The sequence below is a fragment of the Chitinophaga varians genome (genome assembly GCF_014529945.1).
GTDB lineage: Bacteria > Bacteroidota > Bacteroidia > Chitinophagales > Chitinophagaceae > Chitinophaga > Chitinophaga varians.
On record NZ_JACVFB010000001.1, the window covers coordinates 1,351,040 to 1,362,915 of the forward strand.

An 11,876-nucleotide genomic window follows, 5' to 3' on the forward strand; every position below is an offset into this window, starting at 1 on the left:
CTGATTCTGGAAAAACTTTTTTATATATTGACCTGCATTTAAAATTCCTGTTATATTATTACACATGCAGTTAGCAATGATGAGATTTCCATTTGCGGTGGCCTGTTCCCTTACAGCGCTCATCGCAGTAAAACCATTTTCAGGGTATTCCCAAACCACGCCCAATGAATTAACCATCACACGATTTTCCGGTCCTGCTGTTACGCCCAGCCCCGCCTGCCTGGCTGTTGCGCCAACAGGAGAGGTGTTTGTCGGCGTGGACATGATCGGCTCTCTCGGCAAAGACCCGGGAAAAGGCCGGATATTGAAGCTGGTGGACAAGGACAACGATGGCAAAATGGACCAGCATACCGATTTTGCGGAGGTCGATAATCCACGTGGCATTATTGTCATGGGCAACCAGGTTTTTGTATTACATACCACCTTCTCCAAAGAAACAGGGAAAGCCACCGGTATGGCGCTGGTGGTGTTCGAAGATAAAGATGGCGATGGTAAAGCAGATGGCCCTCCTCAACCGCTGGTGGAGCATCTCAGCAACACCAAATACATCCAGGAGAGAGGTACAGACCATGCTACCAATGGTATCCGCATGGGTATTGATGGCTGGATCTACATCGCCGTGGGCGACTTCGGCTTCCATGACGCGACAGACCGTTCCGGTAAAAAGCTGACCATGCTGGGCGGTGGTATTGTGAGGGTACGCCCCGATGGTACAGAAATGGAGGTATTCAGCCATGGTACACGTAACGTATATGATGTGGCTATCGACCCCTACATGAATGTGTTCACCAGGGAAAATACCAATGATGGCGGCGGATGGAATGTGCGGTTCTCCCACCATCTCCAATCCGGCGAATACGGATACCCGGTATTGTTCCAGCATTTTACAGATGAAATCATACCTGCGCTGGCAGACCTCGGAGGAGGCTCCGGTACCGGCGCTTTATTTATGGCTGAACCCAACTGGCCGGAGAAATATAACAACGTTCCCATGATGGCCGATTGGGGCAGAAGCATGTTGTATATTCACCGTGTAACACCGGATGGACCGACGTTCACACAAAAGGAAGAAGATTTTATAGCACTGCCCCAGATCACGGACCTGGATGTGGACGGGTCAGGCAGACTTTACCTCTCCGCATGGGATGGCGCGGGTTATTCCGGTAGCGATACCATCGGCTTTGTAGTGCGGGCGGTGCCGAACAACTGGACCTATAAAGCCTTCCCCGATCCGGCGAAAGTCTCCGTGGATGAACTGGTGGGCATGCTGACGTCAGCCAGTGCGGTGGCCCGGTTAAATGCCTCCCGTGAATTGCTGCGGCGGAATGATCCACAGGGAATTGCCGCGGCATTAAAGATCGCCTCCGATGTGCAGCAGCCCTTATATGCCCGTGTGGCCGGCCTGTATACCTATGCGCAGGCAGCAGGGAAAAACGGCATCACCGCCCTGGTGGAGCTGTCGAAAGAGGCTGCGATAAGAGAACATGCCCTGAGGGCCCTGGCAGACCGCAAAGGTTTGCTGGCAGATGTTCCGGAGCAACCTTTCCTGGAAGGACTGAAAGATGCGTCGCCCCGTGTGCGTGCGGCAGCGATCGTGGGACTGGGCCGCTTAGGCCGCGTAGAAACGGCCACTGCTTTGTTACAAACGAAAGTGCCGGCCTCCTTTGTAGCGCCGGTGAAAGATAAAGAAGGCCCGCATGCTACGCCTAATGCTGCGATTGTATTGCCTCATCTGGCCGTGCGCGCGCTGGTAGCGCTTCACGCGGTAGACGCAGCGGTGGCTGCCATCAACGGCGCCAACGGAGCGCTGGCCTTATGGGCATTGCGGTATATGCATGACGAGAAAGCGGTGAACGGACTAATCGCTGCCTATCAGCAGTCGAAAGATGTGAAACTGAGAAAGCAGATCCTGACCACGCTGGCCCGCCTGTATAAAAAAGAAGGCGACTACGACGCCTCCTGGTGGTGGGGTACCCGCCCCGATTCTCATGGCCCGTATTACAAAGCTGTACTGTGGGCAGGATCACCGGTAATCGAAAAATTCCTGAAGAAAGAAGCGCAGAAAGCTGATCCGGCACGCATGGAGCTTTTCAGAGACCTGGATGCGCGCCACAGAATGGAGATCGCTGCTTTCGCTCCGCTGAAAAAGACAGAACCCGTGGCGACCAAAGAACCCAAAGTCGATCTGGAAAAAATCAAAAGCAAAAAAGGACAGGTAGGTAAATCATCTATTGAGGATGTGCTCCTGGCAGTAAAACAAATAAAAGGCGATGCGGCCAAAGGCAAAATACTGTTCGTCAACCAGGGATGTGTGGCCTGCCACAGTCTCACCAGGGAAGAAAAAATGAAAGGTCCTTTCATGGGACAGATCGGCTCCATCATGAACCGCGAGCGGATCGCTGAATCCATCCTGAAGCCGAATGCATCTATCTCCCAGGGTTTCGCGACGGTAACGGTCACGGCTAAAGGTAATAAGACCTACGTCGGATTTATTACGGAAGAAACAGCCACCAAAGTAGTGATGAGAGACATCGCCGGAGAGGTATACACCGTAAAAACGGCGGATATCCTCAGCCGTAAGGAAATGAAAACGTCCATGATGCCGACCGGCCTCGCCAACGCGCTGTCGTATGAGGAGTTTGCCTCACTGGTAAACTTCCTGTCGCAACAAAAGAAATAGCATATACCATAAGATAAAATGCAACAGGGCTGGCTCAAAAAAAGTCAGCCCTGTTGCATTTTATACATTCTTTTGCCGTGACAGATAACTAAACTCATCGTAGCCCAGGGCTTCAGCGCTGGGGCTGAGATGCACGTTCCTGCGCCAGTGCCGGCAGTTGGAGGTCGCCTTCCTGATTTTGCAGATTAAATTTGAAGAACGTAAGTCGCCAGTGGTCTGCCAGGCGTGTCAGTTTGGTTTCGTAAGTGCCTTCCACGATCCACACGGCCTTGTCGATCACGTGTGTGGCGTGGCCGGTGAACTGTACTGCTGCGGTGTTGCTTTCTTCCGTGATCTTAAAATCTGAAATCAGGTGCTCGGTTTTATCGAACCCGGGTAAAAACTGCTTCCACATGCCAATAATAGCGGCAGGGGTAAGGGTAAGCGGTTGTCCGCCGGCCATAGAGGTGTAATCATACAACACTTCGGGGGCAAAGGATTGTTCTGCCAACGGCCAGTCGCGTGCATCAGCGCCTTTAAATACCGCCTGTATGACAGAAAGGATGTCGGATGTTTCCATAGTTTTTTGTTTTGAAAAACGAGCGGTGAATGTAGAGATTTTTTGTTCCGTTTTGTACAATTCCACCTGGCAGGAAGAGATTATTTTTGACCCCGGACCGGATTTGTTGTACCTTCCGGTACCTGCAATGGCCATGGAATACAAGGAAATAAAGCCGGGTGACAGGCTGAAACAGTATGTAAAGTGTTACTACACTTACGAATCAGATGCTGCCACGGCATTTGAAGACACTGTTTTCCCCAGCGGGAACATGGAAATCATTTTTAATCTGGGTACCGGCCACTGGTTAACCGATAGTGGTGCCGGATTTAAGACTACGCCGCAGGTAGAACTGTGGGGCCAGGTCACCAAACCGCTGCCGGTACGCTCTGTCGGTCGCAATACCATGCTGGGCGTTCGTTTTTTTCCGCATGCCGCGGCTGTCTTTTTTCCCGAAAAAGTGGACCTCTTCAATGACCAGGTCAGTGACTTCCGCGATGTGTCCGGCAACGGGGTCTCTTCCCTGCATGCGCGGCTGCTGGAAACACCTACCTGGCAGGAACGTTTGTTGTTACTGGAAGAATTTCTGTGGCAGCGGATATTGCGGTCGGAAAAGCGGCATACAAAAGTGACCATGCTGGACCATGTGATGCATGAAATCCGCCAACCCGGTTTTTTTGATAACATCGAGAATGTGGCCGCCCGCTATGGTATTACCTCCCGTTACCTGCAGAAACTGTTTGTCCAATACACCGGCCTTACTCCCAAACTATATAGTAAAATCCACCGCTTCCAGAACAGCTTACAGCTGGTGATCCGGAACGAAGCGCCGCTTACGGCCATTGCTTATGACTGCGGTTATTTCGATCAGTCCCATTTTATCCGCGAGTTCAAATCCTTTACCGGCCATACCCCTTCCGGTTACATGCCCGACCAGTCGCCAGTGACGCTGGCGGTGTCCAATAGTTAAACTAAACTGTTCCGATCTGTACAATTTCACGCTTTCCTGCTGCCGTAGTTTTGTGTTGTCAACAAACAACATTTATCCATTTTCAAACGAGTGACCATGTCATCAATGTTTAATGTATTTAAAGAACTACACCAGGAACGTTTATTGGTATTGCCTAATGCGTGGAACCCGGAAAGCGCCCGTCGTTTCCAGGAGAAGGGTTTTTCTGCGGTAGCCACTTCCAGCGCGGCCGTGGCGGCCAGTCTGGGCTATGAAGACGGGGAGGGGATGCCTTTCGACGATTACCTGTTCATCGTGCGCCGCATGGCAGCGGTACTGCGTATACCCTTGTCCGTTGATATTGAAATGGGCTACGGCAGTTCTCCGGAAGCGATCTACGCCAACATCTCCCGGTTACTGGAAGCAGGAGTGGCGGGCATCAATCTCGAAGACTCCACCATCGGCAGTACGGGCCGCGTATTGCAGGAGGCAAAATCCTTTGCAGCTACCATCGAAAACCTCCGCAGCAGGCTCACCGCAGCGGGCGCCGACCTCTTCCTGAATGTCCGCAGTGATACCTATTTACTGAATGTGGCCAACAAGGAGGAAGAGACGGTACAACGGCTACGGTTGTACGAAGCTGCCGGCGCAGATGGTATTTTCCTGCCTTGTATAACGGAGGAAGCGGCGATCAGCGCGGCGGCCAGGGAAACGCGTTTACCGCTGAATGTCATGTGTATGCCTGGTTTGCCGGCGCTCGATGTCCTCGAAAAGCTCGGCGTGAAACGCGTCAGCATGGGGCCTTTCCTCTACCATAAAGTATATGACAACATCGGTCAGCTGTCGGACGCTATCACCACGGCGGGTAGTTTCGAACCTGTTTTTGCTTAAACTCACTAAAAACCTGCATATGAATTTACCTAAAAGGGCAGAAGACGTACACGCTGCACTGGCAGCCGCTTTCAATACCGGCGATCTCAATACGGTATTTACGATTTATGATTACAACGGTATCATGGTACCGGAGCCGGGTAAAGTGACCGCCGGCAAGGAACAGTTCGAGGAGGCGGTGAAAGCCATCCTGGCTGTCAAAGGCACCATGGAAATTAAAACGGTGTATTGCCTGCAGACAGGCGATCTGGCTGTAGGCCGCTCTGAATGGAACATCACCGAGGGAGAAGAGGTGAAAGTGAGCGCCAAAGGGATAGAGGTAATGCGGCAACAGGCAGATGGCACCTGGAAAATCGTGATAGACCATGCTTTTGGCGCGCTGGACACACTGAAAGCATAGTTCTCCCGGATTTCACTGGTTTTACAAACAACAGAATCCGTAAATTTGGTTGTTTTGAAACCAGTGAAACCATGTTGTCCAACGACGCCGAATTTGTCCTGCTAAAAAATAATGAGTGCCTGAAAGCCGGTCAGCCGGTGAAGAACGACTATTACACCCTGATGCTGGGATTGCAGGGAGAGATGGACGTTACGGTGGGCTACCACCGTTTTACGTTGGCGCCCGGCCATATGGCCATCATATCACCGAAGCAGATTTTTTCGGTGGAACGGATCACACCTGGTTTTGCTACGCAACAGCTATTGTTTACCCAAAGCTTTTTATACAAGAGCCATATCAAAGAACAGGTCATCGATGACCTGCTGTACCTGCACCCGGAATATCCGCCGGTGTTTGAGCTGGAGGATAATGCGCTGCCCGGCGTGCACCGTAAGTTTAAGACACTCGCGGAAGAATATGATGGCAACCGCCCGTTTCATTTTGAAGTGATACGCCTCGTGCTCACCGAGTTGCTGTACGACTACAACCGGGCTTGTGAATATTGCCTGTTGCGGTTCCGGAAAAATATGAACCGGCAGTATCAGCTCACATTTCAATTCAAGAAACTGGTGGAAGAGCAGTTCATCGAACTGCGTACCATCGCGGAGTATGCGGTGCTGCTGGGCGTCACCGCCAAACATCTCAGTGAAACGGTGAAAGAGGAAACGGGAAAGACCGCCCTCGAAGTGATCCATGAAAGATTATTGCTCGAAATGCAATACCAGCTGAAATATGCTTCTCTGTCCGTAAAAGAAGTGGCTGACTATTTTAAATTTGACAATGCTTCCCACTTTACCCGCTTCTTCAAACTGAAAACCGGCCTTACCCCAAAAGAATACCGGCAGCTTCCGTAAAATTGGTTGTTTTTTCCGCTGTTTGGAGATTGATGCCACCTGAAAAACGAGCGACTTTTGTAACTACATCTGAATATAAACAGTATGGATACAAAAGCTCAAACAGCAACCAATGCCGGTTGGACCGATTTGTTTGCGGGGAATAATAAATACAAAGCCAGCGCGCTGGCGTTAGGTGTTTTACTGCATGTGACCAACATTTACATAGTGGCCACCATTATGCCGTCTATTGTCCGGGAGATAGGTGGGCTTGCCTACTATGCCTGGAATACGACCATATTCGTGGTGGCTTCTATTATTGGTTCGGTGGTGTCCGCCCGCTTATTATCGGTCAGCGGCCCCCGAAAGGCTTATCGCTGGGCCATTTTGCTTTTCGCAACAGGCGCAGTTATCTCCATGGCAGCGCCCACGATGTACGTGTTGCTGTTGGCAAGAGCGGTACAGGGACTGGGTGGCGGACTGTTGTTTGCGCTTTCCTATGGCATGATCCGGATCATCTTTGAATCGCGGTTATGGGCCAGGGCCATGGCGCTGATATCAGGCATGTGGGGCGTGGGCGCTTTTGTAGGGCCCTTTGTGGGCGGTATCTTTGCCGAATATGGTAATTGGCGTACAGCCTTTGCCGTTATCCTGGTCATTGGTGTATTGTTGCTGGTGTTCACCGAATTTATTTTGCCCACCCAACATACGGCAGGCGCTAGGACACCGGTCCCGGTCGGCAAGCTGTTATTACTGTTGTTATCCGCCCTGGCGGTTTCTATCGGCAGCGTGATGGAAAGTCTGATGTATAATCTGGCAGGCTTGCTGGTAGCGTTGTTATTGATTGCCTTATTGGTGAGATCAGAGCGGGGTAGCCAGGTAAGACTGCTACCTACCGGCGCCTATCGGCTGTCTTCTCCGTTGGGCATGGTATACCTGATCATTGTGTTGCTGGCGCTGGTAGCGGCGGTGGAGATATTTATCCCTTACTTCGAACAAACCATACATGGCTTTACGGCGCTGGAAGCCGGTTATCTGACCGTATTGGTGGCATTTGGCTGGACGGTCGGGTCCATGTCTCTCTCCGGCGCCAAAGCCTCCGCCCTGATGACGCTGGCGCTTATCGGTGCGCTGCTCATGATCGTTGGATTAGCAGGTATGGTATGGCTATCAGGGGCACCATACAACATCTACGTATTGGTGGGTCTTTGCATCGCCTTACTGTTGATCGGTGTTGGTATCGGATTGCCATGGCCTCACCTGGTGGTACGGGTGTTCTCACTGGCACCACCCAACGAAATAGAGCTGACTGCTGCTTCCATCACCACCGTACAACTGATGGCGATGACATTCGGTGCGGCGCTGTCCGGCCTCATTGCCAATGCCGGCGGCATGACGCATCCGGGCGGTGTGGCCGGCGCCATGAATGCGGTGACCTGGCTCTATGGCTGCTTCATTATCCCGCCCGCTTTGGCCGTGGTGATGCTGCTGACGAAAGGAATGCTGAAAAAGACAGTGGTAGTTCAACACGAAACAGCAGATGCGGCAGTAGCCTAAAAACAGTATCTTGGCGGAGTTATCTATTCCGTACTTATGTTTATTAAACGTTATCTCTGCTGGCTCGCATTGGCTATATTGGTGCTACAGTTGGGCTATGCTGCCTACATTACGCAAACAACAAACATTGTCCTGTCTATAAAGCACGGTTTTGGTTTGGGGATGGCAGTCGCCGCGCTGGCGGCAGCCTTCCTGAAACCTCGATTAGGCAAAGTATTGACATTGGTTACCTTGTTGTTAGGCGTCTTTGATGTCATCAGATTCACACCGGAAACCCAGACATTTTTTTTGAGAATAGGCATCTTTAGTGTGCTGATACAGGTGTTTTCATTGGGTGTGCTGCTGGTGTTTGTGGCTACCAATATGAAATCAGTCAGCCGAAGGCTGGAAGCCATGCGCAGTGAAGAACCATAACATCCGCCATACTTCATCAACTAAATCGTACCTTGCTGTTCCTGATTTAAAAGAGTAGCATGGAAAATTATTTTGAAAGCCCTTTTCGTGGCAAGTTATTATCGGAACAGGTTACCAATCCTAATATTATCGTAGGCGCCTATAGTTATTATTCGGGTTATTATCATGGTCATTCTTTTGATGATTGTGCGAAGTATCTGATGCCTGACAGAACGGACGTCGATAAATTGATCATCGGGAGTTACTGTTCTATCGGCAGCGGCGCAGCGTTTATTATGGCCGGTAACCAGGGCCATCGCCATGACTGGGTGTCCAGCTTCCCGTTCTTTTATATGCCGGAGGTGGCGGCCTTTGAGGGTAGTATCGATGGTTTCAGACCTGCGGGAGATACGGTAATAGGCCATGATGTGTGGATTGGCACAGAGGCGATGATCATGCCGGGCGTGAAAATAGGCCACGGCGCCATTATCGGCAGCAGGGCGCTGATCACCAAAGACGTAGCGCCTTACAGCGTCATGGGGGGCAACCCGGGCAGGGAAATCCGGAAACGTTTTGCAGAAGAAGACATCGCACGGTTGCTGGAAATGGAGTGGTGGAACTGGCCCGACGATAAGCTGAAAGCCGCAATGCCGTTGCTTTGCAGCGGCGATATCAAAGCATTGTATGATTTCTATAAAGCGCAGTCATGAAAAGGACAGCATGGTTTGACCGGTCATTTCCGGTCATCACAGACAACGGCGTGATGCCGGACATCATTGAGCGCCTCGCCGGCACGCCGGCCCGGTTGGAAGAACTGACACGCGGCATAGCGGAGGCGGTGCTGGCCCACAAAGCCGGCGAACAATGGTCTGTCAAGGAGGAAGCCGGGCACCTATCGGATATGGAGCCGCTATGGTCCGGCCGGTTCGATGATTTTATCAATGGGCTGCCGGAGCTACGCGTGGCGGACCTGACGAATCAACGTACCCATCAGGCCAATCACAACGCGACCGCGCTCCCGGAACTGCTGCTGCGTTTCCGGGAACTGCGGGCATCGTTGGTGAAAAAGTTGCTGGCGCTGAAGGAAGCGCAGCTGGATAATACCGCGCTGCACCCGCGTTTGAAGACGCCGATGCGCATCATTGACCTGGCTTACTTTGTGGCCGAACATGATGATCATCACCTTGCCGGTATCCGGGAGAAGGCGTCAGCCCAATAATTGCGCCACGGTAGCATCGGTAAAGGTGAGCTTCAGTTCCATCTCATCATCATACCAGTCGCCGGTAGGTGTAAATCCGAGCTGCTGATAAAAGGGCAGGGGACTGGCTTCGCCTTCGCCACAGCTGGTATACAGCTCGTAAACTTTACGGGCGGCGAGGTTGCGCAGTACCAGCCCGATGGCTTTTCTGCCATATCCTTTTCCCTGATGCGGACCGGCGATCATAAACCGCCACAGGAACATGTTCGGAAAATCGATGCCGTCGCTCCAGTCGGCGCCGGTATGCAACATGATAAAACCCACAGGCTCTTCACCTGCATAGATGGCCCTGAACCAGGCATCTTCGGAATAATGGGCTATGGCAATGGATTCGCCGTTGTCGGCTACCTTATTGCGTTGCGCGGGACTAAGGGTTTTGCTTAGATCGCAGATGTCTTCTACGTTGTTTACAGTAATACGGCGGAGGGTTACTTCCAGTTGCATGGTTTTCTTTTCGTTAAAATGCTACGCCGCGAATATAGGGAAGATAGGGCAGAGCCGACCGGAAAGGCCAGCTCTGGATAATTTCAGATGGCGCCCGCAGCCTTACTGATGAAGCCCGCTATCTCTACCGGCCGGGTGGCCAGCGAAGCGTGACTGGCATCGAGGGTGATGGTTTCTGCCTTCATGCGGTCTGCCATAAACCGCTGGGCATCGGGTGGTATCATCCGGTCTTCGGAAGATACCTGGTACCATACCGGGAAATGTTTCCATCCGGTACTGGTAGGCTTGTCTTCAAAACAACGCCCCGCGATAGGCCGTTGCGTGGAAGCCATCACCAGGGCTTCTTCGGCGGTGGCGTCCTGACAAAAACTTTCCCTGAACTTGTCTCTTTTAATCCACAGAAAACCATACTCGTCCGGATAGATGTTAGCGCCGCCGGGCGCCGGTTGCCCTTTCTGTAATAAGGCAGCGAGGTTCTCTGTTTCATCCGGCGCAAAAGCGGCAATATACACCAGGCCTGCGGTTCCCGGTATCTTACCTGCAGCCTCGGTGATAATAGCGCCACCATAGGAATGACCCGCCAGCAACGATTTACCTTCCAGCTGACTGACGGTGCGACGTACCGTTTCTGCGTCATCTGCCAATGATGTCAGCGGGCACTGGACAGCTACCACATTGTGGCCTTCGGCCGCCAGTAAAGGAATTACTTTGTTCCAATGCATACCTTCGCCCCAGGCGCCATGCACGAGGACGATGTTCACTTTGTTAGCCATCTGTTTATTTTTTTAGGGTAATGAAAGATGATGGGAAAACGGGATTGATCACATGACTTCCTAATGCCAGTCGGGGGGAATTACCTGTACAATTTACGTCAATCCCTCTAAATAACGTATCTTGACCCCCTGATAATAAAAAAGAAGTAACATGTCTGATTCAACAGCCCTGTCCGCGAAGGACCTTATCGCACAATACGGCGGTATTGCACTGGATAAACAGAATGATCTGTCCGCCGTTATCGGTGATAACAACTGGACTGCTGACCTCAACGAAGGAGTGATTAGCTTCGGTGATCAGCTCACATTCCCTATCCAGATTATGGGCACTTTCTCCCATTCGTCTGAAACCTTCCTCTGGGGTTGGGCCAATACCCAGTCCAATCTCCCTGAAAATCTTTTACAACAGGCAGCTCAACTGAAAGCCTATGGTGAACAGCATCAGCTGCCCTTGTTTACCAACAGCCAGTTCGAGGCTTCTTTGAACGAAGTCCATTATATTGGACTGATCGCTTCCGGTATGTTTGGCTCCAGCGCATATTACGTGGCCGATTATGGTAGCGGCGCATTACTGGTAACCATCAAAAGTGACGTGGTCGATCAGGTACGCACCGCCAGCCCGCAACGGGTACTGACTGTTTTCCCGCAACTGATCTCTTTGTTTGAAATGGACCATCAGCAGGCGCTGGCCAGCTACCTCAAAGCCAAAGCATTTGAGGTGAGCATGAAAGACAGGGAATTGTCCGCCACCTACAACGGTAGTACCATCGTGGCCACGTTCGATGAGCTTCACCGGCTCGCCAGCCTTAACGGTCAACTCTCCTGAAAATACAGGTCCGGGAAAATTCCCGGACTTTTTTTTGCCTTGACATAAGGGTATTGTTCCATCATCGTGTATTAGTAGCAGTTAGTAAAAAAATTGGCCCTGCGCAGGCTGGTATCACGAATATTTTATGATGATGGAACGTGCTTTTTATTATGCCATACTATGCTGGAAGGCTGCTGTCAGGCTCCTGTTCTTACCATGGTACCTGTTAGCGGTAACCGTGAAATTTTTAGGGAGATGTCTGCCGTTTGTCAACAGGAATAGTGCTGGAAGAAAGTGATGATTCCGCTTAGCT

13 protein-coding genes are annotated in these 11,876 nt (G+C 51.4%); 10 read left to right on the forward strand and 3 right to left on the reverse strand.

Annotated elements, in window-relative coordinates; all coding sequences use genetic code 11:
• Positions 1-76 precede the first annotated feature (76 nt).
• The gene (locus ICL55_RS04995) at positions 77-2,680 is read left to right on the forward strand and encodes a DUF7133 domain-containing protein (protein ID WP_223151312.1); all 2,604 of its coding nucleotides are present in this window, start codon (positions 77-79) and stop codon (positions 2,678-2,680) included.
• 112 nt (positions 2,681-2,792) lie between these two features.
• Here ICL55_RS04995 and ICL55_RS05000 read toward each other — a convergent pair whose 3' ends face one another.
• The gene (locus ICL55_RS05000; RefSeq protein ID WP_188094936.1) at positions 2,793-3,239 is read right to left on the reverse strand and encodes a nuclear transport factor 2 family protein; all 447 of its coding nucleotides are present in this window, start codon (positions 3,237-3,239) and stop codon (positions 2,793-2,795) included.
• Between the two features lie 25 nt (positions 3,240-3,264).
• Here ICL55_RS05000 and ICL55_RS35525 point away from each other — a divergent pair, with 25 nt between their 5' ends.
• The 8 genes from ICL55_RS35525 to ICL55_RS05040 all read left to right on the forward strand — a co-directional run bounded on the left by ICL55_RS35525 (position 3,265) and on the right by ICL55_RS05040 (position 9,499).
• Positions 3,265-4,188 (forward strand): DUF6597 domain-containing transcriptional factor, encoded by a 924-nt coding sequence (locus ICL55_RS35525; protein ID WP_188094937.1) that lies wholly within the window; start codon positions 3,265-3,267, stop codon positions 4,186-4,188.
• A gap of 96 nt (positions 4,189-4,284) precedes the next feature.
• Positions 4,285-5,058, forward strand: a complete 774-nt coding sequence (locus tag ICL55_RS05010) for an isocitrate lyase/PEP mutase family protein (RefSeq protein ID WP_188094938.1) — start codon at positions 4,285-4,287, stop codon at positions 5,056-5,058.
• A 19-nt stretch (positions 5,059-5,077) separates the two neighbouring features.
• Positions 5,078-5,458 (forward strand): YybH family protein, encoded by a 381-nt coding sequence (locus tag ICL55_RS05015; protein WP_188094939.1) that lies wholly within the window; start codon positions 5,078-5,080, stop codon positions 5,456-5,458.
• Between the two features lie 71 nt (positions 5,459-5,529).
• Positions 5,530-6,351 (forward strand): helix-turn-helix domain-containing protein, encoded by an 822-nt coding sequence (locus tag ICL55_RS05020; RefSeq protein ID WP_188094940.1) that lies wholly within the window; start codon positions 5,530-5,532, stop codon positions 6,349-6,351.
• Positions 6,352-6,435: 84 nt separating this feature from the next.
• Entirely contained in the window at positions 6,436-7,887 is a 1,452-nt protein-coding gene (locus ICL55_RS05025) for an MFS transporter (RefSeq protein ID WP_188094941.1), read from the forward strand.
• Between the two features lie 36 nt (positions 7,888-7,923).
• Positions 7,924-8,301, forward strand: a complete 378-nt coding sequence (locus ICL55_RS05030; RefSeq protein WP_188094942.1) for a hypothetical protein — start codon at positions 7,924-7,926, stop codon at positions 8,299-8,301.
• 59 nt (positions 8,302-8,360) lie between these two features.
• On the forward strand, positions 8,361-8,990 hold the full coding sequence (gene catB / locus ICL55_RS05035; RefSeq protein ID WP_188094943.1) for a type B chloramphenicol O-acetyltransferase: 630 nt from the start codon (positions 8,361-8,363) through the stop codon (positions 8,988-8,990).
• The gene (locus tag ICL55_RS05040; protein WP_188094944.1) at positions 8,987-9,499 is read left to right on the forward strand and encodes a DinB family protein; all 513 of its coding nucleotides are present in this window, start codon (positions 8,987-8,989) and stop codon (positions 9,497-9,499) included. Before catB ends, ICL55_RS05040 begins: the two co-directional genes overlap by 4 nt.
• Here ICL55_RS05040 and ICL55_RS05045 read toward each other — a convergent pair.
• Complete coding sequence (locus tag ICL55_RS05045; protein ID WP_188094945.1) at positions 9,488-9,982, reverse strand: GNAT family N-acetyltransferase; 495 nt, start codon at positions 9,980-9,982, stop codon at positions 9,488-9,490. The two genes, ICL55_RS05040 and ICL55_RS05045, sit on opposite strands and share 12 nt — an antisense overlap.
• An 83-nt stretch (positions 9,983-10,065) precedes the next feature.
• Positions 10,066-10,755 (reverse strand): alpha/beta hydrolase, encoded by a 690-nt coding sequence (locus ICL55_RS05050; RefSeq protein ID WP_188094946.1) that lies wholly within the window; start codon positions 10,753-10,755, stop codon positions 10,066-10,068.
• Positions 10,756-10,906: 151 nt separating this feature from the next.
• On the opposite strand from ICL55_RS05050, the gene ICL55_RS05055 reads away from it, so the two are divergent.
• A complete protein-coding gene (locus tag ICL55_RS05055) occupies positions 10,907-11,581 on the forward strand; it encodes a DUF6882 domain-containing protein (RefSeq protein WP_188094947.1) in 675 nt (224 codons plus the stop codon).
• The last annotated feature ends 295 nt before the right edge of the window (positions 11,582-11,876 follow it).